Source organism: Streptomyces sp. NPDC048337, assembly GCF_043201175.1.
Lineage (GTDB): Bacteria > Actinomycetota > Actinomycetes > Streptomycetales > Streptomycetaceae > Streptomyces.
In genome coordinates, this window is the sequence record NZ_JBICYR010000028.1 from 1 (window position 1) to 22721 (window position 22721).

Here is a 22721-nt window from a genome sequence, read left to right on the forward strand (position 1 = left end):
GGCGCCCTTTCCGGGTCGGCTCTGCCGGACGGGAGCGTGCGCCGAATTCATCTCGTTTTAGTCCCGGCCGACACCCCACCCCGTCCCCGACCCCGACCTCGGCACCACCATCCAGCCCACCTGGCACCTTCCAGCCCGGGCCGGCAAATCCAGCCTCGCCGGCGTTTGAGGCGCGGGGTACGGGGCGGAGCCCCGGATCCTTGAGCCGCACCTGGCCAGGCATGGCACACCGAGCCCCTCCGGCGATTGAGGAGCGGGGGCTAGTAGGACTTGGGGAGGCCGAGGGTTTGGTGGGAGATGAAGTTGAGGATCATCTCGCGGCTGACGGGGGCTATGCGCGCCACCCGTGAAGCGGTGATCAGGGAGGCCAGCCCGTACTCGCGGGTGAGGCCGTTGCCGCCGAGGGTGTGGACCGCCTGGTCCACCGCGTGGACGCAGGCCTCCCCCGCCGCGTACTTCGCCATGTTCGCCGCCTCGCCCGCCCCCATGTCGTCCCCCGCGTCGTACAGCAGCGCAGCCTCCCGCATCATCAGCCGCGCGAGCTCCAGCTCGATGTGGGCCTGTGCGAGCGGGTGCGCGACCGCCTGGTGGGCGCCGATGGGGGCCTGCCACACCTGCCGGGTCTTCGCGTAGTCCACGGCCTTGGCGAGGGCGTGGCGGCCCATGCCGATGGCGAAGGCGGCGGTCATGATGCGTTCGGGGTTGAGGCCCGCGAAGAGTTGGAGGAGGCCCGCGTCCTCGTCTCCTACGAGCGCTTCCGCCGGCAGGCGTACGTCTTCCAGGACCAGCTCGAACTGCTTCTCCGCCGCCTGGAGTTCCATGTCGATGACCGTGCGGGAGAAGCCGGGGGTGTCCCGGGGGACGATGAACAGGCATGGCTTGAGGCGCCCGGAGCGCGCGTCTTCGGTGCGGCCCACGATGAGCGTGGCGTCGGCGATGTCGACACCGGAGATGAAGACCTTGCGGCCGGTGAGGATCCAGTCGTCGCCGTCACGGCGGGCCGTGGTGGTGATGCGGTGGGAGTTGGATCCGGCGTCGGGTTCGGTGATGCCGAAGGCCATGGTGCGGGTGCCGTCGGCGAGGCCGGGGAGCCAGGCCCGCTTCTGGGCCTCGGTGCCGAAGCGGGAGATGACCGTGCCGCAGATCGCGGGCGAGACCACCATCATGAGCAGGGGGCAACCCGCGGCGCCGAGTTCCTCCAGGACGATGGAGAGTTCGGTGATGCCGCCGCCCCCGCCGCCGTACTCCTCGGGCAGGTTGACCCCGAGGTAGCCGAGCTTGGCGGCGTCGGCCCACAGTTCGTCGGGGTGGCCGCCCTCGCGTGCGACGCGGGCGAGGTACTCGCGGCCGTATTTCCGGCCGAGGGCGGCGACCGCCGTGCGCAGGGACTTGTTTTCTTCCGATTCGATGGTGGGGCTCATGATTGCGGTTCCTCCTGGACTACGGCGAGCAGGGCGCCGAACTCGACCTGTTGGCCGGTGGCGGCGTGGAGCGCGGTGAGCGTGCCGGAGGCGGGCGCGAGGATGCGGTGTTCCATCTTCATGGCCTCCAGCCAGAGCAGGGGCTGCCCGGCCGTGACGGGGCTGCCGGGGGCGAGGCCCTCGGCGACGCGGACGACGGTGCCGGGCATGGGGGCGAGCAGGGAGCCCGGTTCGGTGCGGTCCTGGGGGTCCGCGAACCGGGGAACGGGGGTGAGGGTGTGGGCGCCTAGGGGTGAGTCGATGTAGATCTCTGACTTGTTCGAATTTTGTTTCACGTGGAACGCGCGTCGGATTCCCTCGACTTCGAGCGTCACGAGGGTGGGTTCGGCGGCCAGGACCCGGACTCCGGGGAGGTTCACGGGCTGGTACTGGACCTCGTACTCGGTGCCTGCCGCGGCGTAGCGGCGGGTCTGCGGCTGGGAGCGGACGTTGCGCCAGCCGCCGAGGCGGGCGGCAAGCGGGGCGTCCGGGCCCGGGGCGGCGTCGGCGAGGGCGGCCGCGAGGGCGGACAGGGTGGGGTCCGGGGCGTCGGCGGTGAGGGCGGCGAGGTGGCGCTCGTAGAAGCCGGTGTCGAGCTGCCCGGCGGTGAACTCCGGGTGCCGCAGGGACCGTACGAGCAGCTCGCGGTTGGTGGTCAGGCCGTGGATGCGGGCGCCGGCCAGGGCGTGGGCGAGGACGCGGACGGCCTCGGCGCGCGTGGGGGCGTGGGCGACGACCTTGGCGAGCATGGGGTCGTAGTGGATGCCGACGGTGTCCCCGTCGGTGAAGCCCGTGTCCACGCGGACCTCGCCGGGGACGGTGAGGGTGTGCAGGACGCCGGTCTGGGGGCGCCAGTCCTGGGCGGGGTCCTCGGCGTAGAGGCGGGCCTCGACGGCGTGGCCGGTGGGCTGCGGGGGCGTGAGCGGCAGGGCCGCGCCGGTGGCGATGCGCAGCTGGAGGGCGACGAGGTCGAGGCCGAAGACGGCTTCGGTGACGGGGTGTTCCACCTGGAGTCGGGTGTTCATCTCCAGGAAGCAGGGGCGGCCGTCGGCGGTGACGAGGAACTCGACCGTGCCCGCGCCCTCGTAGGAGACCGCGCGGGCGGCGGCGACGGCAGCCTCGTGGAGGGTGGTGCGCAGGGTTTCGGGGAGGCCGGGCGCGGGGGCTTCCTCGATGACCTTCTGGTGGCGCCGCTGGAGGGAGCAGTCGCGGGTGCCGAGCGCCCAGACGGTGCCGTGGGTGTCGGCGAGGATCTGGACCTCGACGTGGCGGGCGCGCTCCACGTAGGGCTCGGCGAAGACCTCGCCGTCGCCGAAGGCGGAGGCCGCTTCGGCGGACGCGGCGTCGAGGGCCTCCTTGAGGGCGTCCAGGTCGCGGACCACCCGCATGCCGCGGCCGCCTCCGCCGGCGGCCGCCTTGAGGAGCAGGGGCAGGTCGGCGGGGGTGGCGGTGGCCGGGTCTACGGGTTCGAGGAGGGGGACGCCGGCGGCGCGCATCAGCTCCTTGGCCCGGGTCTTGGAGGCCATGGCCTCGATGGCCTCGGGCGGCGGGCCGATCCAGGTGAGGCCGGCGGCCCGGACCTGGCGGGCGAAGTCGGCGTTCTCGGAGAGGAAGCCGTATCCGGGGTGCACGGCGTCGGCCCCGGCGGCGAGGGCGGCCTTGATGATCAGGTCGCCGCGCAGGTAGGTGTCGGCGGGGGCCGCGCCGGGCAGGCGTACGGCCGCGTCGGCGGTACGGACGTGCAGGGCGTCGGCGTCGGGGTCGGAGTGCACGGCGACCGTGTCCAGGCCCAGGGCGCGGGCGGTCCGGAAGATCCGGACGGCGATCTCGCCGCGGTTGGCGACGAGGAGGGAGCTGATGGTCATCTGCGGGCTCACATCCGGAAGACGCCGAAGCCGCCACGGGCGCCCTCGACGGGGGCGTTGTGGACGGCCGACAGGCACAGGCCGAGGACGGTACGGGTGTCGCGCGGGTCGATGACGCCGTCGTCGTACAGCCGCCCGGACAGGAACATCGGCAGGGATTCGGACTCGATCTGCGCCTCGACGAAGGCGCGCATGCCGGCGTCCTGTTCCTCGTCGTACGGCTGTCCCTTGGCGGCGGCGGACTGCCGGGACACGATGGACAGCACCCCCGCCAGTTGCTGCGGGCCCATGACGGCGGACTTGGCGCTGGGCCAGGCGAAGAGGAACCGGGGCTCGTAGGCGCGGCCGCACATGCCGTAGTGGCCGGCGCCGTAGGAGGCGCCGATCAGGACGGAGAGATGGGGGACGCGGGAGTTGGAGACCGCGTTGATCATCATCGAGCCGTGCTTGATGATGCCGCCCTGCTCGTACTCCTTGCCGACCATGTAGCCGGTGGTGTTGTGGAGGAAGAGGAGGGGGATGTCGCGCTGGTTGGCGAGCTGGATGAACTGGGCCGCCTTCTGCGACTCGGCGCTGAACAGCACCCCTTGGGCGTTGGCGAGGATGCCGACCGGGTAGCCGTGGAGGGTGGCCCAGCCGGTGACGAGGCTGGTGCCGTAGAGGGGCTTGAACTCGTCGAAGTCGGAGGCGTCGACGATGCGGGCGATGACCTCGCGGGGGTCGAAGGGGGTCTTCAGGTCAGGCGGGACGATGCCGAGGAGCTCCTCGGGGTCGTACAGGGGCTCTTCGGCCTTGGGCGGGTCCGCGTACGGCTTGCGGTGGCCCAGGCGGGCGACGACGCGGCGGGCCTGGCGGATCGCGTCGTGCTCGTCGAGGGCGTAGTGGTCGGCGAGTCCGGAGGTGCGGGCGTGCATGTCGGCTCCGCCGAGGGATTCGTCGTCGCTCTCCTCGCCGGTGGCCATCTTGACCAGGGGCGGGCCGCCGAGGAACACCTTGGAGCGGTCCTTGATCATGATGGTGTGGTCGGACATGCCGGGGATGTACGCGCCTCCGGCGGTGGAGTTGCCGAAGACGACGGCGATGGTCGGGATGCCGTCGGCCGACAGCCGGGTGAGGTCGCGGAAGATCGCGCCGCCCGGGATGAAGATCTCCTTCTGGGAGGGCAGGTCGGCGCCGCCGGACTCCACGAGGCTGATGCAGGGGAGCCGGTTCTGGCGGGCTATCTCGTTGGCCCGCAGCGCCTTCTTCAGGGTCCAGGGGTTGGAGGCGCCGCCGCGGACGGTGGGGTCGTTGGCGGTGACCAGGCACTCGACGCCCTCGACCGTGCCGATGCCGGTGACCATGGAGGCGCCGACGGGGTGGTCGCCGCCCCAGGCGGCGAGCGGGGACAGTTCCAGGAAGGGGGTGTCCGGGTCGAGGAGCAGCTCGATGCGCTCCCGGGCGAGGAGCTTGCCGCGGGCCTTGTGGCGGGCGGTGTACTTCTCGCCGCCGCCGGCGAGGGCCTTGGCGTGCTCGGCGTCGAGGGCGGCGAGGCGTTCGAGGGCGGCGGTACGGGCCTGCGCGTGCTCGGGGGCGTGGGGGTCGACGGTGGTGGCGAGGCGGGTCATGGGCGGGTCCCCTCCGGGGCGGGCGGCAGGAGGTGCGTCGGTATGTCGAGGTGGCGGGCGCGGAGCCATTCGCCGAGGGCCTTGGCCTGGGGGTCGAAGCGGTGGCCTGAGGCGACGCCGTCGCCGAGGATGCCGGTGATGGTGAAGTTCAGGGCCCTCAGGTGCGGGAGCGCGTGCCGGGTCACGGGGAGGGTCCGGGTTTCGGGGAGCAGGGTCTGGAGGGTCTCCACCGTGAGGGTGTGGTGCAGCCAGTCCCATGCGGCGTCGGTCTCCACCCACACGCCGACGTTGGCGTCCCCGCCCTTGTCGCCGCTACGGGCCCCGGCCAGGGCCCCCAAGGGGGCGCGGGTGGTGGGCCCTGCGGGGCTCTCCCCTACCCGCCCCTTCCCGAAACCGGGGCTCCGCCCCGGACCCGGCTCCTCCCACGCCGGAGGGGCTGAAGGATCAGCCTCGCCGGCGTTTGAGGCGCGGGGGATCGGGAGCGGAGCCCCGGCCGGGTCCGGGGCGGAGCGGCTGGAGGTGCTGCCCCCGCTCGGTGCAGCCGTCGATGCGGCACCGCCCGGAAGGGGCGGAGTGAAGGACAGGCTCCGCGCAGCGGGGATCGGGAGGCGGGTGCCATCCGGCAGGACCGCCTCGTGGGGGACCGAGGCCGCCGGGACCGGCCCCGAGCGGAAGATCCCGTACGGCTGGCCCGGCCCCGGTGGGGACGTCACGTGGAAGCCCGGGTAGCTGCCCAGGGCCAGCTCGACGGCCGTCGAGGTCAGGGCGCGGCCCACCCGGTCCGGGGAGGGGTCCCGCACCACCAGACGGAGCAGGGCGCCTGCCGTCTCCTCCGTCGGGGCGTCCGGGTGATCCGTACGGGACAGCGTCCAGGTGGCGTCGGCGACACCCGACAGGGCATCGGCCAGCTGCGCCCGCACCAACGCCGCCTTGGCCTCGATGTCCAGGCCCGTCAGGACGAAGACGACCTCGTTGCGCCAGCCCCCGATCCGCGTCACGCCCACCTTGAGCGTCGGCGGCGGGGCCTCTCCCCGTACGCCCGAGATCCGGACCCGGTCCGCTCCGGCCGGGGCGAGCCGGACCGTGTCCAGCCGGGCCGTGACGTCCGGGCCGAGGTAGCGCACACCCTGGGTCTCGTACAGGAGTTGCGCCGTCACCGTGCCGACCGAGACGACCCCGCCGGTCCCGGGATGCTTGGTGATCACCGCCGAGCCGTCCTCCTCGATCTCGGCCAGCGGAAACCCCGGCCGGCGGACGTCGTGCGCGGTGAAGAAGGAGTAGTTGCCGCCGGTGGCCTGGGTTCCGCACTCCAGGACGTGGCCCGCGACGACCGCCCCCGCCAGCCGGTCGTAGTCCTCCGGCGCCCAGTCGAACCACCAGGCGGCCGGGCCGCTGACCAGCGCCGCGTCCGTGACCCGGCCGGTCACGACCACGTCCGCGCCCGCCCGCAGGCAGGCGGTGATCCCGGCGCCGCCGAGGTAGGCGTTGGCGGTCAGCGCCCCCTCCTCGTATGGCATCAGGTCGTCGCCCTCGACGTGCGCGACGGACACGGGCACGCCCGCCTTGGCCGCCAACGCCCGTACCGCGTCGGCGAGTCCGGCCGGGTTGAGGCCGCCGGCGTTCGCCACGATCCGTACGCCCCGCTCGTGCGCGAGACCGAGTCCCTCCTCCAGCTGGCGCAGGAAGGTCCTGGCGTAGCCGAGGTCCGGGTTCTTCAGCCGGTCCCGGCCGAGGATCAGCATGGTCAGCTCGGCCAGGTAGTCCCCGGTCACCACGTCCAGCGGGCCGCCGGTCAGCATCTCGCGCAGGGCGTCGAAGCGGTCCCCGTAGAAGCCCGAGGCGTTGCCGATGCGCAGTGCACGGCGGCGGGTCACCGCGCGGCCCCCGGTTCGCGGCCCGGGCCGGCCGGGCCCGCGAAGGCCTGGGCGATGTCGAGCCAGCGGTCGGCGTCGGGACCGGTGGCGGTGAGGGCGAGATCGGCGCGGTGGGCGCGCTGGGTCACCAGCAGGCAGAAGTCGAGCGCGGGCCCGGTGATGCGCTGCGGGGCCTGCGGCGGACCGTACTCCCACCTCTGCACGCCGTCGGGCGCCGTGAGCTCCACCCGGAACTCCCCTTCCGGCGCGGGCAGTCCCCGTACGGAGTAGGCGTAGTCGCGGGCCCGTACGCCGATGCGGGCCACGTGCCGCAGCCTCGCGGTCGGGGTCCGGCGCACGCCGAGCGCGTCGGCGACGTCCTGGCCGTGCGCCCAGGTCTCCATCAGCCGGGCGCTCGCCATCGAGGCGGCCTTCATCGGAGGGCCGTACCAGGGGAAGCGGGCGTCGGGCGAGGCCGCGGCGAGCGCCTCGTCGAGGGCGGCGCGCCCGGCCCGCCAGCGGGCGAGCAGCTCGGCCGGCGGCAGCTTCGCGCCCTCTTCGGCGCCCTCGTCGACGAAGGAGTCGGGGGCTTTGAGGGCCTCCTCGACCATGCGGCCGAAGCCGGCGGGGTCGGTGAGGGAGAGCAGCGCGGCCCGGTCGGTCCAGTGCAGGTGGGCGATCTGGTGGGCGATGCTCCACCGGGGCGCTGGGGTGGGCCGGGCCCAGTCGGTGTCGTCCAACTCTCCGACCAGGGCGTCAAGTTCACACCCTTCCTCGCTCAGGTCGATGAAGACTGCGGCTGCGGACGGATCGGGCACGGCTCGCTCCCCTCTCGGCGTGAGGGGAAGACTGGCAGCCTCCGCAAAAACAATCAAGCACGCTTGCATGATTTCTCGTGAAGACGGCGCGTTCCCGCCACACCCCGCAATGACCGTCCACCGGAAGGGAGTTGCCACGCCGCCTCACGGACGCAGGTCCCGTACCGCGCCGACGACCCGGCTCACAGGGGGCGATTCAGGCCGTAAGCCGCAAACTCGCGATACGTCACCGGATGTCCCGTCGATACTGGACGTTCCGCTCCGGGCCCGGGCGAGCGCAGCACTTCACGCAGCACGTTCATGTCACTCGACGCAGACGACGACGAAGAGGATGAACTGTCGTGACCCCAGCCGCCCGAACACCCCGAACCCCCTTCTCCCTCTACCCCGAACTCGACTCGACCGCCCTCGGCGCCTTCGTCACCGCCCTGGAGAGCGGCGACCTCACCGGCCTCGCCCCCGCCCGCGCCGCCGAGGTCGCCGAGCTCCGCTCCCGGGCCGTCTTCACCCGCGGCAAGGTGACCGGCGCCGACGGGGACCTGCTCGACGCCGGGCTCTGGCGCCACACCGGCCCCCAGCCGCGCCCGCTGATCGTGATGCCCTCCCCCTGGACCAGCCTCGGCTGGCTCGCGTACGCCGTGCAGGCCACCCTCTTCGCGGCCCGCGGCTACGACGTCCTCGCCTACACCACCCGCGGATTCGCCGGTTCCGAGGGCCAGGTGGAGGTGGCCGGCCCGCTCGACGTCGCCGACGGCAGCCGCGCGCTGGACCACCTCATCGAGCGCGCCGCCGGCCCGGTCACGAAGATCGGCTTCCTCGGGGACTCGTACGGCTCGGGCATCAGCCAGCTCGTCGCCGCGCACGACACCCGCGTCCACGCCGTCGTCGCGCTCAGCAGCTGGGGGGACCTCGGGGAGGCCTTCTACGAGAACTCCACCCGCCACGTCGCGGCCGTACGGGCCCTTCTCGACGCGGCCGCGAAGGCGCGCCTGAGCCCGCAGACGCAGAGCGTCTTCGACAACGTCCTCGCGGGCCGCGACATCCGGGGCACCCTGCGCTGGGCGGAGGCTCGCTCCCCCTTCACCTACGTCAAGGAGCTCAACCGCCGCCAGGTGCCCGTCTTCTACGCGCACGCCTGGCACGAGACGCTCTTCCCGTCCAACCAGATCCTGAAGACGTTCAACGAGCTGACCGGCCCCAAGCGGCTCGTCCTCTCCATCGGCGACCACTCCGGACCCGAGGCGTCCGGCATGCTCGGCCTGCCCAACCGGATCTGGACGGACGCCCACCGCTGGTTCGACCACCACCTCAAGGGGATCGACAACGGCATCGGCGACGAGGGCGAGGTGATCGGCGAGGTCATGTGGAGCCGCACCCTCGAACCCCGCCCGAGCTGGCCCTCCCTGACCGAGCACGTTCACCGGCTGCACCTGGCGGGCGGCGGTGAACTGGCCGAGCAGCCCGAGGCCGGCTGGTCGGCGACCGTGCTGTGCGGGGTGGACACCCCGGCGACCGTGGCCGACACCATCGTCACCTCCGGCTACGCCGAGATCGCCGGCCGCCCGAAGGTCTACCCGACGGGCGAGATCGACCACACCGTCGCCGCCGTGTGGACCGCCGCCCCGGCCCCGGAGACCACCCGGCTGCGGGGCACGCCGAAACTGCGCGTCACCTACCGGGCGGCGAACCCCGGATCCGCCTTCGTCGCGTACCTCCTCGACGTGGCGCCCGACGGCACGGCCCACATCGTCACGCACGCCCCGTACACCGACCTCGACTCCCCGCCCGACAGCCTGATCAGCGCCGACATCGAGCTCCAGGCCACCGCGTACGACGTACCGCGCGGCAACCGGCTGATGCTGGTGATCGACGCCCGCGACCCCTTCTACGGGGACGCCAACCTGCCGCGCGCGACCCTGGCCTTCACCTCACCCGAGCCGACGCCCTCGTACCTGGACCTGCCGCTCGGCTAGCGCGGAGCGCGCCCGCCCGGCCGGTACCCCCGTAGCCGGCCGGGCGGGCGCAGGCACTCGGGCCGATCCCCGACATCAGGCCCGACGGGCCAACTCCATGGTCCAGTTGTGAATCCAGCTGTCGCCCCCGTCAACGGAGAAGAACTGCTCCCAGCGCGCCGCATCCTCCGTGATCCCCGACCACACGAACCGCACCCGCACCGCCTTCCCGTCGTGCGTGTCCTCCCCCTCGAACACGCCCCGACCCCCCTCGAAGCGGCCGACGACGGGCGGGAAGAGCGTCCCGGTCCGCCGGCTCGACCAGTACAGCGACCACTCCTCCCGCTCCCGGTCGAAGAGCCGCAGGGTCAGCCCGCCGAATCCCTTCGTCGGAAAGTCGATCTCGTCGAAGCTGGCGCCGCCGTCGAAGTGCCGCGATCCGCGGGACACGGCCGGGAACTCCTCCCAGTCGCTCTCCACATCAAGAAAGTCAACGCGCCAGCGATTGAGGACATCCCAGTCACCGACAAGAAAGTCGAAATCGTTCATGCGGGAACGGTAGGAACACTCCACTGACATCCTGTGTCAGTGGAGTCCCGATGAAGTCCAGCCGCCTGCTCTCGATCCTCCTCCTGCTCCAGACCCGGGGCCGGATGACCGCCGCCGAGCTCGCGCGGGAGCTGGAGGTGTCCGTCCGTACGGTCTACCGCGACGCGGAGGCGCTGGCCGCGGCGGGCGTACCGCTGTACGGGGACGCCGGCCACAGCGGCGGCTATCAGCTGCTCGCCGGCTACCGGACCCGGCTGACCGGGCTCAACACCGGCGAGGCGGAGGCCCTGTTCCTGACGGGCATGCCAGGGCCCGCGGCGGAACTCGGCCTGGGCCCCGCCCTGTCGGCGGCCCAGCTCAAACTCCGCGCCGCCCTCCCCCCGGAACTGCGCGCCCAGGCCGACCGGATGCGACTGCGCTTCCACCTGGACGCCCCGGGCTGGTACGCGGAGCACGAGGAGACCCCGTACCTCGCCCAGGTCGCCGACGCGGTGTGGCGGGGCCGGGTGATCGAGGTGCGCTACCGGCGGTGGAAGGAACCCCGCGAGGTGGACCGCCGCCTGGCCCCGTACGGCCTGGTCCTGAAGGCGGGCCGCTGGTACCTGGTCGCCGGCCCGGAGGGCCCCCGCACGTACCGCATCGACCAGATCCTGACCCTCCGCGAAACGACCGAGGAAGCCGAACCCCCGGAGGACTTCGACCTGGCAACCCACTGGCGCCGAACCCAGGCCGACTTCCACGCCCGCCTCCACCCGGAGGAGGCCCTGGTCCGCCTCTCCCCGCACGCGGCGGCCCGACTCACGGGCGCCCAGGCCCGCGCCCTGACCACCACCGGCAACCCGGACCCCGACCTCCCGGGCTGGACCCGCGCCGTACTCCCGATCGAGTCCCAGGACCAGGCCCTGTCCCAGTTCCTGTCCCTGGGCACGGAAGCGGAAGTCCTCTCCCCACCCACCCTCCGCAACGCCATCACATCCACCCTGGCGGCGATGACGTCCCGCTACACATGACCGGCACCCGACCGAACCGGGCACGAAAGGTCGGGTCCGGCAAGGCGGCCCCTTCCTAACGTAAGCAATCGAAAGGGAAGGAAACCAGAATGCTGGAGCGGCTGAACCGGGCCATGGAACACATCGAATGCCACCTCGATCAGCGCATCGACGCGAACGACCTGGCGCGCATCGCGATGACCTCGGAGTACCACTTCCGAAGGCTGTTCTCGGCGCTGGCCGGGATCCCGCTGTCGGAGTACGTCCGGCGCAGGCGGCTGACGGTCGCGGGCGCCGAGGTACTGGCCGGGGAGCGGACGCTCCTGGAGATCGCGGTGCGGTACGGCTACACCTCCGGCGAGGCGTTCGCGCGTGCGTTCCGCGCCATGCACGGCGTCGGCCCGAGCGAGGCCAGGCGGACCGGCGCACACCTCCACTCCCAGCAACGGATGTCCTTCCGCCTCATCATCGAAGGGAGCAGCAGCATGCGATACAAGGTCGTGGAGAAAGAGGCATTCCGCGTGGTCGGCAGAAAGGCGCGCGTCCCCCTGGTCCACGAGGGCGTCAACCCGGCCATCGCCGCCTTCATCCGCAGCCTCGACCGGGACACACTCCAACGCATCGAGAACCTGTCCGACCAGGCCCCGGACGGAATCGTCTCGGTAACCGACGACCTGGACGAAAGCCGCGCCGAGGGAACCGAACTCGACTACTACCACGCCGTGGTGACCAGCGCCCCGGTCCCCGAGGACATGGACGCCCTCACCGTCCCGGCCGGAACGTGGGCCGTCTTCGAGAGCTCCGGACCGTTCCCCCACACCCTTCAGCACCTGTGGCGGGACGTGTTCACGCAGTGGTTCCCGTCCAACCCCTACCGGAGCCGCCCCGGCCCCGAAATCCTGCGCACCCGGCTGTCCCAGGACACGACACACGCCGACGCGGAACTGTGGATCCCCGTGGAACGAACGACAACCTGACGACGGGCGCGCGGCGCCGAAGGCCGCCGCGCGCCCCCTCCCGGACGGCACTCAGCCACCCGGCACGGAAAAAAGTCCACGCACACGGTCACACTCCCCCCACCCGTCGGGTCATTGAGGCAAGAGCAACTCAACAATCCCCACCCGACAGGAGCACACCATGTCCACCACCGCCACCGTCATCACCCTCGTCGCCGCGTTCATGGCCGGCTTCTCCGGCGCCTCGATCTTCTTCGGCGCCAAGTTCACCGTCGAGCCCCTCGCCCAGTACGGCGTCCCCCGCAGCTGGTGGAACCTCCTCGCCACCGCCAAGCTCGGCGGCGCGGTCGGCCTGGTGGTCGGCCTCTTCGTCCCGCCCATCGGCATCGCCGCAGCCATCGGCCTGGCCCTCTACTTCACCGGCGCCGTCATCACCGTCATCCGCGCCAAGGCCTACGGCCACGCCATCTTCCCGATCATCTACGCCGCCCCCGCGGTCGCCGCCCTCGCCCTCGGCTTCTGAGCGGCCCGCTTTCGGCTCTGGGAGCGGACCGCGCCCATGCTGGCCGCGATCACGAGGGCGATGGCCAGGGCGTCCAGGGCGGACAGGGCCTGGTGCAGGACGAGGAAGCCGGCCGTGGCCGCGATGGCCGGCTCCAGGCTCATCAGGATCGCGAACGTCGGGGCGGGGAGCCGGCGCAGGGCGAGCAGTTCCAGGGTGTACGGGAGTACGGAGGACAGGACCGCCACGCCGACGCCCAGAGCCAGGGTGCTCGGGACGACGAGGTCCGAGCCTGCTTCGATCACGCCCAGCGGGAGCGAGATCACCGCGGCCACCGCCATCGCCAGGGCCAGGCCGTCCGCCTGCGGGAAGCGGCGGCCGGTACGGGCGCTGAAGACGATGTACGCCGCCCACATCGCGCCCGCTCCGAGCGCGAAGGCGGCGCCCGCCGGGTCGAGGGCACCGAATCCGAAGCCGCCACCACCGCTGCCGCCGTGGCCGGAGAGGAGGACCACGCCGGCCAGGGCGAGGCCGGCCCAGAGGAGGTTCACCAGGCGGCGGGAGACGATGACGGACAGGGCGAGCGGGCCGAGGACCTCCAGGGTGACGGCCGGGCCGAGCGGGATGCGGTCCACGGCCTGGTAGAAGAGGCCGTTCATCCCGGCCATGGTGACGCCGAAGGCGAGCACCGTGCCCCAGTCGGAACGGGAGTAGCCGCGCAGTTTGGGGCGGCACAGGAGCAGCAGTACGAGGGCGGCGGCCGCGAGGCGCAGCGTGACCACGCCTGCCGCGCCCGCCCTCGGCATGATCATGACCGCGAGGGCGGCGCCGAACTGGACCGAGATGCCGGCCGCGATCACCAGTGCGACCGGGCCGAGGCGGGTGCCGCGGCCGCCGGGGGCGGCGGGATCGGCCGTCGATGCGGCCGCCGGTGCGGTGGCGGGTACGGGGGTGGGCGTGGGCGCGGTCATTCCTCCAGGTTAGGGGGTCGTAAGGAGTGTCGCTGCGTGTCTTGCCTTACAGGCGGCTGTCCTCCAGCCCCTCCGCCAGGAGTTCGGCCAGGTGGCGGGCTCGGACCCCGCCGCCCAGCTGGGCGATCTGTGTGCGGCAGGAGAAGCCGTCCGCCTGGACCAGGGCGTCTTGCGGGGCCTCGCGCAGGGACGGCAGCAACTGCTCCTCGGCGCATGCCACCGACACGGCGTGGTGGCCCGGCTCGAAGCCGAAGTTCCCCGCCAGGCCGCAGCAGCCGCCGCTGAGCGCGCCGGTCAGGCCGGCGCGCTCGCGCAGGCGGCGGTCGGCGGCGTCGCCGAGGATGGCGTGCTGGTGGCAGTGGGTCTGGCCGACGACCGGCCGGTCGAGGCGGGGCGGCCGCCAGTCGGGGGCGTACTCCTCCAGGGTCTCGGCGAAGGTACGGACGGCTGCCGCGAGGCGGGGGGCTCGGGGGTCGTCGGGGAGCAGGGCGGGAAGGTCGCTGCGGAGGGCGGCGGCGCAGCTCGGTTCGAGGACGAGCACGGGGGCCGGTACGTCGCCTACGGCGTCCAGGGTGCGGCGCAGGACCGTGCGGGCGCGGTCGAGACGGCCGGTGGAGAAGTAGGTCAGGCCGCAGCAGACCCGTCCCCGGGGGAGGACCACTTCGAGCCCGGCGGCCTTCAGCACACGGACCGCCGCGCGACCGGTCCCGGGGGACAGGTGCTCGGTAAAGGTGTCGGGCCACAGCGTGACGGTGACGGCGGGACCGGAACCAGCGCCCTGCGCGCCGCCCCCGGGCTCCGCCCGACCCCGCGCCTCGAACGCCGACGAGGCTGCGCGGCCCGGCGGCACCTCAGCCGGGTGCGCCGAGGGCGCCTGGACGGGACTCCGCCCCCGGCCCCGCGCCTCGAACGCCGACGAGGCTGCGCGGCCCGGCGGGGCCTGGGCCGGTGTGCCCGGGGGCGCGGCGGGCGGAGGCTCCGGGCGCGCGGGGGTCGCAGACGGGCCCGCCGCCCCCGGCCCCACCGCTGGGGCTCGGCCCCCCGGGCGGGCTCCCGCCCCCGCCCCCGGCGCCCGCCCCCCGCGGGCCTGCCACCAGCGCGTCAGCGGTTCCCCCGCCAACTCCGGCAAGGCGCGCTCCCCCGCCAGCCCCGGTACCCCCACGCGCCGGGACGCCGCGTTCGCCGCGCCCCGCAGCCCCAGCACGGTGAGCATCCGGAGCCAGGTGGGCAGGCCGCCCAGGGTGTAGTGGGACAGCGGGCGGATGCGGCCCGACCAGTGGTGGTGCAGGAACTCCGCCTTGTACGTGGCCATGTCGACGCCCACCGGGCAGTCGCTGAGGCAACCCTTGCAGCCCAGGCACAGGTCCAGCGCCTCGGCGACCTCCGGCGAGCGCCAGCCGCCGGTGACCACCTCGCCCGCCAGCATCTCGTGCAGCAGCCGGGCCCGGCCCCGCGTGGAGTGCTGCTCCTCGCCCGTGGCCCGGTACGACGGGCACATGACGGCCGGGCCCCCGGTCTCGGTGGTCCGGCATTTCGCGACCCCGACGCACCTAGACACATCCCTCGCCAGCGCGGAGTCCGGCAGCACCGCGAAGCGGAGGTTCTCGTCCAGCCGCCCCGGCCGGACCAGCATCCCCGGGTTCATCCCGCCCGCCGGGTCCCACACGTCCTTGTACGCGCCGAAGAGCGCGATGACCGACGGCCCGTACATCCGCGGCAGCAGCTCCGCCCGCGCCTGCCCGTCCCCGTGCTCGCCCGACAGCGAGCCCCCGTGGGAGACGACCAGATCCGCCAGGTCCGAGGAGAAGGCGCGGAAGGCCGCCACGCCCTTCGCCGACGCCAGGTCGAAGTCGATCCGTACGTGCACGCAGCCCTCGCCGAAGTGCCCGTACGGGGACCCCCGCAGCCCGTGCGCCGCCAGCAGCGCGCGGAACTCCCGCAGGTACGCCCCCAGCCGGGCGGGCGGCACCGCGCAGTCCTCCCACCCCGGCCAGGCCGCAGAACCATCCGGCATCCGCGTCGCGGTGCCCGCCGCGTCCTCGCGGATCCGCCACAGCGCCCGCTGCCCCGCCGGGTCCGTGACCACCACCGCGTCGACCGCCTCAGCGGCCCGTACGAGGGCATCCGCAGCGCCCCGGTCCGGCATCTCGACGAACAGCCAGGCCCGCCCCCTCGGCAGCCCGGCCGCGGCGCCCCGGACCAGGTCCTCCGCCATTCCCTCCACCGTCAGCGGCCGGTACGGCAGCAGCCCCGCCGCCGCGTCCGCCGCCGCGCTCTCGTCGGCGTAGCCCAGGACCGCCAGCACCGGCGCGCGCGGCGCTTCCACCAGGCGCACCACCGCCTCCGTCACCACCCCGAGCGTGCCCTCGCTCCCGCAGAAGGCCCGGGCCACCGCCACGCCCCTTTCGGGCAGCAGGGCGTCCAGGCCGCCGTAGCCGGAGATGCGCCGCGAGAACCCCCCTGACAGGCCGGTCCGCAGCACCGCCAGGTTCCCGTTGACCAGCTCCCGCAGCCCCGGAGGAGCCCCCTCCCAGCCCGTGCCGATCCGGTACGAGGAGCCCCCGTACGCCGTCACCGCCAGCTCGGCCACGTTGTCCGCGGTGGTCCCCCAGGCCACCGAGTGGGCCCCGCACGCGTTGTTGCCGATCATGCCGCCGAGGGTGCAGCGGGAGTGCGTGGAGGGGTCCGGGCCGAAGGTCAGCCCGTAGGGGCGCACCGCGTCCCGCAGCCGGTCGAGGACGAGCCCGGGCTGGACGACGGCGGTGCGGGCCGCCGGGTCGACCGACACCAGGGCGTTCATGTGCCGGGTGAGGTCGAGCACCACGCCCACCCCGGTCGCCTGGCCGGCGATGGAGGTTCCGCCGCCCCGGGGCACGACCGGCACCCCGGCCTCGGCGCACACGCGCAGCGCGGCCGCCACGTCCTCGGCGTCGCGCGGGGCGACGACGCCGACCGGGACGCGCCGGTAGTTCGAGGCGTCCATGGTCACCAGTGCGCGGGCGGCGGCGCCGAAATCCACCTCCCCGCGCAGGTTCGACCTCAATGCCCGCTCTAGTTCACGCATGGATGCCCTGGATGCCCCGGATGACGTCACGGTGCCCACCCTGCCACCGTCCCCCTGCGTCTCATCGGGTGGACGCGCCTCCAACCCTCGGACTCCGACCGGATACGCTCCGCTCGTGGCTGAGATCCAGATTCCCGCTGACATCAAGCCCGCCGACGGACGCTTCGGCGCGGGCCCCTCCAAGGTGCGGACCGAGGCGCTGGACGCCCTCGCCGCCACCGGAACCTCCCTGCTCGGAACCTCACACCGCCAGGCCCCGGTCAAGAACCTGGTCGGCTCGGTGCGCCAGGGTCTCCGGGACCTCTTCTCCCTCCCCGAGGGCTACGAGGTGATCCTGGGCAACGGCGGCTCCACCGCCTTCTGGGACATCGCGACCCACGGGCTGATCGAGCAGAAGTCCCAGCACCTGACCTTCGGCGAGTTCTCCTCCAAGTTCGCCAAGGCCGCGAAGCTCGCGCCGTGGCTGGACGAGCCCTCCGTGATCTCCTCCGAGCCGGGCACGCACCCCGAGCCGGTGGCGGAGGCGGGCGTGGACGTGTACGCGTACACCCACAACGAGACCTCGACGGGTGTCGCGGCGCCGATCAAGCGCGTCGCGGGCGCCGACGCCGGGTCCCTCGTCCTGGTGGACGCGACCTCGGGCGCCGGCGGTCTGCCGGTGGACATCACCGAGACCGACGTCTACTACTTCGCCCCGCAGAAGTCCTTCGCCTCGGACGGCGGCCTGTGGCTGGCGGCCTTCTCCCCGGCGGCCCTGGAGCGCGCGCAGCGCGTGCACGCCTCCGGTCGGCACGTCCCGGAGTTCTTCTCCCTCCCGACGGCGATCGACAACTCGCTGAAGAACCAGACGTACAACACCCCGGCGCTGTCCACCCTCTTCCTGCTCGACCAGCAGCTGCGGTGGATGAACAGCCAGGGCGGCCTGGAGTTCACGACCGACCGTACGGCGGCCAGCGCGCGGAACCTGTACGGCTGGGCCGAGGCCTCGAAGTACGCGAACCCGTTCGTCGTGGACGCCGACAAGCGCTCCGCCGTCATCGGCACGATCGACTTCTCGGACGACATCGACGCGGCGGCGATCGCCAAGGTGCTGCGCGCCAACGGCATCGTGGACACCGAGCCGTACCGCAAGCTCGGCCGCAACCAGCTGCGCATCGCGATGTTCCCGGCGATCGACCCGGCGGACGTGCAGGCGCTGACGGCCTGCATCGACTACGTGATCGAGAAGCTCTAACGACTGCCGCCCGAGCCCCCGGTGACCTCGTGTCTCCGGGGGCTCGGGCGTTTCCCGCCTCCGTGGCCGGGGACTTTGGTCCCAAAAATCGGGGCAAAGACCCTGCAAACGGAAGATCCCGGCCCCTCCCCCGGCCTGCGCCTTTATGTCGCAGGACCTTCGGCGGCCCGCCCCGCCACCCCTCGGCGGCCCGCAACCAACCCGCCCAGGATGTCCCTCATGTCTGGTGTGCCGGGAACGAACCCCGGCCCGTTCATGAGGAGACCCCATGCGCAAGGCACTCACCCTCTCGGCGATCGCCCTCGCCTCGTCGATGGCCCTCGGCGGCGCCACCACCGCTTTCGCCGCCGACGCCACCCCGTCCCCCACCAAGTCGGCGAGCGCGAGCGGACACGCGGCCTCGGCGGGCCTGCACCTGTCCGCCTCCAGCGCCAAGCCCGGTGACTCCGTCACCTTCCGGATGGACGTCCCCGACGGCTCGACGAACCTCTCCGTCTCCTCCAAGGCCCTGGACGGCGTGAAGATGACCGACGGCAGGGGCGGCACCGCCAAGGTCGCCGACGTCGCGGACGGCACCTACGGCGTCTCCCTGACCGGCACCGGCCCCGACGGCGGCAAGCTCCAGGCGACCGCGCAGCTGACCGTCAAGAAGGGCGACAAGCCCAGCCCGTCGGCGCCCAGCCTGAGCCTGTCCACCGACTCCGGCCACCCCGGTGACAAGGTCGTCGTCACCATCAAGACCACCGAGAAGAACGCCTTCGTCAAGTCCGACGCCTTCACCGGCGGCCAGGTCAACCTGAAGAGCGACGGCAAGGGCACCTTCACCGGTACCGCCACCGTGGCCAAGGACGTCAAGACCGGCTATTACGGAGTCCAGGCGTACGCGGGCGGCAAGCAGTTCGACACCGTCAAGTTCTCCACCGAGGCGGGCGGCGGCCACGACGTGAAGCCGAAGCCGCAGCCGCTGAAGCCGAGCGAGCACAAGAAGCCCAAGGGCTCCGTGAACACCGGCGAGGCGCCCGTCGGCTATGTCCCCGAGACCAGCAATGTCTGAGTCCTCCACCCCCTCTGCCGCCACACCCCGCCGGGGCGCCCGCGCACGCCGCGCGGCCGCCCTGGCGGGGGCCTCGGCCCTCGCTGCCGTCGCCCTCGTCTCCGGCTGCTCGGCGGGCGGCGAGACCGCCCAGCAGGACGCCCCGGTCAACGCGGCGGCGGCCGCCTCGCTCCCGCCGTCCGTCCCGGACCGCATCAAGATCCCCGCCATCGGCGTGGACGCCCCGCTCGACAGCGTCGGCCTCGACTCCCAGGGGGTCATGCAGGAACCGGACTTCGCCAAGCCCAAGGACGCCGCCTGGTACAAGGACGGCCCCACCCCCGGCGAACAGGGCGCGGCCGCGATCGTCGGCCACATGGACACCCCCAAGGTCCCCGAGGCCGTCTTCTTCAACCTCAAGACCCTGAAGAAGGACCAGCGGATCGAGGTCCACCGGGCCGACGGCAGCACCGCCGTCTTCGCCGTGGACGAGGTCGGAACCTTCAAGAAGGACGCCTTCCCCACCGACAAGGTCTACGGGGACACGCACGGCAAGGCCGAGCTCCGCCTGATCACCTGCGGCGGCAACCTCACCGCGGACCGCCACTGGGATGCCAACGTCGTGGTGTTCGCCCACCTCACGGGCAAGGCGTAGGGGTACACGCGATACCTTCAGGTCGTTCGGGGCAGAAGCATCAAGGCCCAGCACATCTTGGAGGCAGCGGCGTGAACGTGCGAGTGACGGCGGCCCAGAGCGGCGTGGACCCCTTCGGCACGGCCCGGCTGCGGCGCGGGGTCCTCGACGCGTGGGGCGCCGGCCCGTCCCGGTTCCGCGAGGACGCCAACGCCGAGGAGGACCTGGCGCTCGGCGGCTACCGCGACCGGCTGGTCGTCGAGCTGGCGCAGAACGCCGCCGACGCCGCCGCCCGGGCCCGCGTTCCGGGCCGGCTGCGGCTCACCCTGCACCCCGGCGAGGGCGGGCACGCGGTGCTCGCCGTCGCCAACACCGGTGCCCCGCTCGACGCGACCGGCGTGGAGTCGCTGTCCACGCTGCGCGCCTCCGCCAAGCGCGAGTCCACCGCACCGGGTTCCGCCTCCGCCGACACCGTCGGCCGCTTCGGCGTCGGCTTCGCCGCCGTCCTCGCCGTCTCCGACGAGCCCGCCGTCCTCGGCCGCCACGGCGGCGTCCGCTGGTCCCTGGCCGAGGCCCGCGAACTGGCCCGGGACGCCGCCGTCGGCAGCCCCGGCCTCGGCGACGAGCTGCGCCGCCGCGACGGCCACGTACCGCTGCTGCGCCTCCCGCTGCCCGCCGAGGGCACCGCCCCCGAGGGCTACGACACCGTCGTGGTCCTCCCGTTGCGCGACGCGGCCGCCGAGGACCTCGCGGAGCGGCTGCTGGCCGGTATCGACGACGCCCTCCTCCTCACCCTCCCGGGCCTGCGCGAGGTCGTCGTCGAGACCCCGGCCGACGGCACCCGCACCCTGTACCGCCGCGACGAGGGCCCGTACACCGTCATCGAGGACTCCCGTACGGGCACCAACCGCTGGCGCACCGTCCGCCACGGCGGCCCCATCGAGCGGGCGCTGCTCGCCGACCGGCCCGTGGAGGAACGCCTGCGGCCCGCCTGGACGGTGTCCTGGGCCGTGCCCGTCGACTCCGAGGGCGCCCCGCTGCGCCCGGCCACCGCGCCCGTGGTGCACGCGCCGACCCCCACCGACGAACCCCTCGGCATCCCGGCCCTGCTCATCGCCACCCTGCCGCTGGACACCACCCGCCGGCATCCCGCACCGGGACCGCTGACCGACTTCCTCGTGGAGCGCGCGGCCGACGCGTACGCAGAGCTCCTCGGCGCCTGGGACCCGGTGAGCACCGCCCTCGTCGACCTGGTCCCGGGCCCGCTCGGCAAGGGCGCGCTGGACGGAGCGCTGCGCGCCGCCGTCCTCGACCGGCTCCCCCGTACGGCCTTCCTCGCCCCGGCCGCCCCGCCCGAGCACGCCGAGGAGCGGGGCGCCCTGCGCCCGTTCGAGGCCGAGGTCGTGGAGGGTGCGGGCGCCGACACCGTACGGGTCCTCGCCGAGGTCCTGCCGACCCTGCTCCCGGCCGGCCTGGAGCGCCGCGCCGAGCTGCGCACCCTGGGCGTGGGCCGGCTCCCGCTGGGCGACGCCATCGAGCGGATCGCGGGCATCGAGCGGACCCCCGAGTGGTGGCACCGGCTCTACGACAGCCTCGCCGGGGTGGACCCGGACCGGCTGTCCGGCCTCCCCGTACCGCTGGCCGACGGCCGCACCACGATCGGCCCGCGCCACATCCTGCTCCCCTACGCGGACACCCCCGAGAGCCTGGCCCGGCTGGGGCTGAAGGTGGCCCACCCGGACGCGGCGCACCCGCTGCTGGAGAAGCTCGGAGCCCTGCCGGCCACGGCGCGGGCCGTGCTGACGACCCCGCAGGTGCGGGCGGCCGTCGCGGCCTCCCTCGACGCGGGCGAGATCTGGGACGAGGACGCGGACACCCCGGACGCCGACGAGCTGGCCGACATCGTCCTGACCCTGGTCCGCGACGCCGACCTCGCGCCGGGCGACGAGCCCTGGCTGGGGGCGCTGGCCCTGCCCGACGAGGACGGCGAACTGACCCCGGCGGGCGAACTGCTGCTGCCCGGCAGCCCCCTGGCCTCGGTGATCCGGGAGGACGAGGTCCCGTACGTGGACGCGGAGCTGGCGTCGCGCTGGGGGGAGGGCCCGCTGACGGCGGTCGGGGTCCTGGCTGCCTTCCAGCTGGTCCGCGCCACCGACGTGGTCCTCGATCCGGACGAACTGGAGCCGCGCGAGGGCGACTTCGCCGAGCCCGACGACGCGGGTCTGCTGGACGCGGTGGACGTGTGGTGCGAGGACGTCCTCGACCAGCTCCCGGAGCTCCCCGTGCCCCCCGTGGCCACGGAACTGGTCGCGGTCCGCGACCTCGACCTGGTGGACGACGACTGCTGGCCCCAGGCCCTCTCGATGCTGGCCCAGCCCCCGCTCCGGGACGCCCTGACCCAGCCCGTACGGATCCTCCTGCCGGACGGCACCACCCAGTCCGTGCGCCCGTACACCGCCTGGTGGCTGCGCGACCACCCGGTCCTGGACGGCCGCCGCCCGGCGGGCCTGCGCGCGGCGGGCGGCGACCCGCTCCTCGAAGGCCTCTACACCTCGGCGGACGCCACGGGCTTCGAGGACGAGCAGGTCCTGCGCGCCCTGGGCGTACGGACGACCGTGCCGGCCCTGCTGGACGAACCCGGCGGCGCGGCCGAGCTCCTGGCCCGCCTCGCGGACCCGGACCGCGAGGTGACGGGCCGCCAGCTGCACGGCCTGTACACCGCCCTGGCCGACCTGGACCCGGAACAGGTCACGCTCCCGGACGAGCTGCGCGCGGTGGTGGACGGCGAAACCCGGGTGGTGGACGCTGCCGATGCGGTCATCGCGGACGCCCCCGACCTGCTCCCCCTCACGGAAGGCATGCCCCTCCTCGCCGTGTCCCCGTCCCGGGCCGCCGACCTGGCGGACCTCCTCCAGGTCCGCCGCCTCTCGGAAACGGTCCCGGCGGAGGTCACGACCCCGGGCGAGGAACACGAGGTCCCGGAGTCGGTGCGCATCCTCCTCGGCCCCTCCACCCCCCGCACCTACATCGAGCACGAGGAACTGATCGCGGGCGGCACCGAACTCGACTGGCGCCGCACCCCCGACGGCACCCTCCACGCCTCCACCCTGGAAGGCGTGGCGGCCGGTCTGGCCTGGGCCGCGTCCCAGTGGCCCCGCCGCTTCGAGGTGGCAGCCCTCCTGGAGGACCCGTCCCGGACCGCGGAACTGGCCCGGGACAGGTGGTTCGACTAGT

Annotated in this window: 16 protein-coding genes; 8 read left to right on the forward strand and 8 right to left on the reverse strand. The window is 73.4% G+C overall.

Annotated features, from left to right (window positions below):
• Positions 1-260 precede the first annotated feature (260 nt).
• From ACGFYU_RS32420 to ACGFYU_RS32440, 5 genes are all read right to left on the reverse strand, one after another.
• Positions 261-1421, reverse strand: coding sequence for an acyl-CoA dehydrogenase family protein (locus ACGFYU_RS32420; protein WP_393830877.1), 1161 nt, complete (start codon positions 1419-1421; stop codon positions 261-263).
• On the reverse strand, positions 1418-3325 hold the full coding sequence (locus ACGFYU_RS32425; RefSeq protein ID WP_393830878.1) for a biotin carboxylase N-terminal domain-containing protein: 1908 nt from the start codon (positions 3323-3325) through the stop codon (positions 1418-1420). Before ACGFYU_RS32425 ends, ACGFYU_RS32420 begins: the two co-directional genes overlap by 4 nt.
• 8 nt (positions 3326-3333) lie before the next feature.
• A complete protein-coding gene (locus ACGFYU_RS32430) occupies positions 3334-4932 on the reverse strand; it encodes an acyl-CoA carboxylase subunit beta (RefSeq protein ID WP_393830879.1) in 1599 nt (532 codons plus the stop codon).
• The gene (locus ACGFYU_RS32435) at positions 4929-6731 is read right to left on the reverse strand and encodes an acyclic terpene utilization AtuA family protein (protein ID WP_393830947.1); all 1803 of its coding nucleotides are present in this window, start codon (positions 6729-6731) and stop codon (positions 4929-4931) included. Before ACGFYU_RS32435 ends, ACGFYU_RS32430 begins: the two co-directional genes overlap by 4 nt.
• 71 nt (positions 6732-6802) lie before the next feature.
• Positions 6803-7603, reverse strand: coding sequence for a TIGR03084 family metal-binding protein (locus ACGFYU_RS32440; RefSeq protein ID WP_393830880.1), 801 nt, complete (start codon positions 7601-7603; stop codon positions 6803-6805).
• Between the two features lie 341 nt (positions 7604-7944).
• On the opposite strand from ACGFYU_RS32440, the gene ACGFYU_RS32445 reads away from it, so the two are divergent.
• Positions 7945-9576, forward strand: a complete 1632-nt coding sequence (locus ACGFYU_RS32445) for a CocE/NonD family hydrolase (RefSeq protein WP_393830881.1) — start codon at positions 7945-7947, stop codon at positions 9574-9576.
• A gap of 75 nt (positions 9577-9651) precedes the next feature.
• Here ACGFYU_RS32445 and ACGFYU_RS32450 read toward each other — a convergent pair whose 3' ends face one another.
• Positions 9652-10104: a hypothetical protein gene (locus ACGFYU_RS32450; protein ID WP_393830882.1), complete on the reverse strand. Its 453-nt coding sequence runs from the start codon at positions 10102-10104 to the stop codon at positions 9652-9654.
• A gap of 50 nt (positions 10105-10154) precedes the next feature.
• Between ACGFYU_RS32450 and ACGFYU_RS32455 the strand changes: the two genes are divergently transcribed.
• The 3 genes from ACGFYU_RS32455 (at position 10155) to ACGFYU_RS32465 (ending at position 12572) form a co-directional block, all read left to right on the forward strand.
• Complete coding sequence (locus ACGFYU_RS32455; protein ID WP_393830883.1) at positions 10155-11114, forward strand: helix-turn-helix transcriptional regulator; 960 nt, start codon at positions 10155-10157, stop codon at positions 11112-11114.
• Between the two features lie 89 nt (positions 11115-11203).
• Positions 11204-12070, forward strand: coding sequence for a GyrI-like domain-containing protein (locus ACGFYU_RS32460; protein ID WP_393830884.1), 867 nt, complete (start codon positions 11204-11206; stop codon positions 12068-12070).
• A gap of 160 nt (positions 12071-12230) precedes the next feature.
• A complete protein-coding gene (locus ACGFYU_RS32465) occupies positions 12231-12572 on the forward strand; it encodes a DoxX family protein (protein ID WP_393830885.1) in 342 nt (113 codons plus the stop codon).
• On the opposite strand, the gene ACGFYU_RS32470 is transcribed toward ACGFYU_RS32465, so the two are convergent.
• Positions 12530-13522: a DMT family transporter gene (locus ACGFYU_RS32470; protein ID WP_393830886.1), complete on the reverse strand. Its 993-nt coding sequence runs from the start codon at positions 13520-13522 to the stop codon at positions 12530-12532. The genes ACGFYU_RS32465 and ACGFYU_RS32470 overlap by 43 nt on opposite strands.
• Before the next feature lie 46 nt (positions 13523-13568).
• Positions 13569-16586 carry an FAD-binding and (Fe-S)-binding domain-containing protein gene (locus ACGFYU_RS32475; RefSeq protein ID WP_393830887.1) on the reverse strand — a complete coding sequence of 1006 codons (3018 nt, stop codon included), beginning with the start codon at positions 16584-16586 and terminating at the stop codon, positions 13569-13571.
• Between the two features lie 115 nt (positions 16587-16701).
• Between ACGFYU_RS32475 and serC the strand changes: the two genes are divergently transcribed.
• The 4 genes from serC (at position 16702) to ACGFYU_RS32495 (ending at position 22720) form a co-directional block, all read left to right on the forward strand.
• Complete coding sequence (gene serC, locus ACGFYU_RS32480) at positions 16702-17820, forward strand: phosphoserine transaminase (protein ID WP_393830888.1); 1119 nt, start codon at positions 16702-16704, stop codon at positions 17818-17820.
• A gap of 268 nt (positions 17821-18088) precedes the next feature.
• Positions 18089-18874 (forward strand): hypothetical protein, encoded by a 786-nt coding sequence (locus tag ACGFYU_RS32485; protein WP_393830889.1) that lies wholly within the window; start codon positions 18089-18091, stop codon positions 18872-18874.
• The gene (locus ACGFYU_RS32490) at positions 18867-19508 is read left to right on the forward strand and encodes a class F sortase (protein WP_393830890.1); all 642 of its coding nucleotides are present in this window, start codon (positions 18867-18869) and stop codon (positions 19506-19508) included. The genes ACGFYU_RS32485 and ACGFYU_RS32490 overlap by 8 nt, the downstream gene beginning before the upstream one ends.
• A gap of 71 nt (positions 19509-19579) precedes the next feature.
• Entirely contained in the window at positions 19580-22720 is a 3141-nt protein-coding gene (locus ACGFYU_RS32495; RefSeq protein WP_393830891.1) for a sacsin N-terminal ATP-binding-like domain-containing protein, read from the forward strand.
• The last annotated feature ends 1 nt before the right edge of the window (position 22721 follow it).

Bases quoted from the DNA above. Each gene is read 5' to 3' on its own strand.
- ACGFYU_RS32420 (WP_393830877.1), bottom strand. From the start codon at position 1,421: ATGAGCCCCACCATCGAATCGGAAGAAAACAAGTCCCTGCGCACGGCG.
- ACGFYU_RS32425 (WP_393830878.1), bottom strand. From the start codon at position 3,325: ATGACCATCAGCTCCCTCCTCGTCGCCAACCGCGGCGAGATCGCCGTC.
- ACGFYU_RS32430 (WP_393830879.1), bottom strand. From the start codon at position 4,932: ATGACCCGCCTCGCCACCACCGTCGACCCCCACGCCCCCGAGCACGCG.
- ACGFYU_RS32435 (WP_393830947.1), bottom strand. From the start codon at position 6,731: ATGCTGACCGGCGGCCCGCTGGACGTGGTGACCGGGGACTACCTGGCC.
- ACGFYU_RS32450 (WP_393830882.1), bottom strand. From the start codon at position 10,104: ATGAACGATTTCGACTTTCTTGTCGGTGACTGGGATGTCCTCAATCGC.
- ACGFYU_RS32455 (WP_393830883.1), top strand. From the start codon at position 10,155: ATGAAGTCCAGCCGCCTGCTCTCGATCCTCCTCCTGCTCCAGACCCGG.
- ACGFYU_RS32460 (WP_393830884.1), top strand. From the start codon at position 11,204: ATGCTGGAGCGGCTGAACCGGGCCATGGAACACATCGAATGCCACCTC.
- ACGFYU_RS32465 (WP_393830885.1), top strand. From the start codon at position 12,231: ATGTCCACCACCGCCACCGTCATCACCCTCGTCGCCGCGTTCATGGCC.
- ACGFYU_RS32470 (WP_393830886.1), bottom strand. From the start codon at position 13,522: ATGACCGCGCCCACGCCCACCCCCGTACCCGCCACCGCACCGGCGGCC.
- ACGFYU_RS32475 (WP_393830887.1), bottom strand. From the start codon at position 16,586: ATGCGTGAACTAGAGCGGGCATTGAGGTCGAACCTGCGCGGGGAGGTG.
- ACGFYU_RS32485 (WP_393830889.1), top strand. From the start codon at position 18,089: ATGCGCAAGGCACTCACCCTCTCGGCGATCGCCCTCGCCTCGTCGATG.
- ACGFYU_RS32490 (WP_393830890.1), top strand. From the start codon at position 18,867: ATGTCTGAGTCCTCCACCCCCTCTGCCGCCACACCCCGCCGGGGCGCC.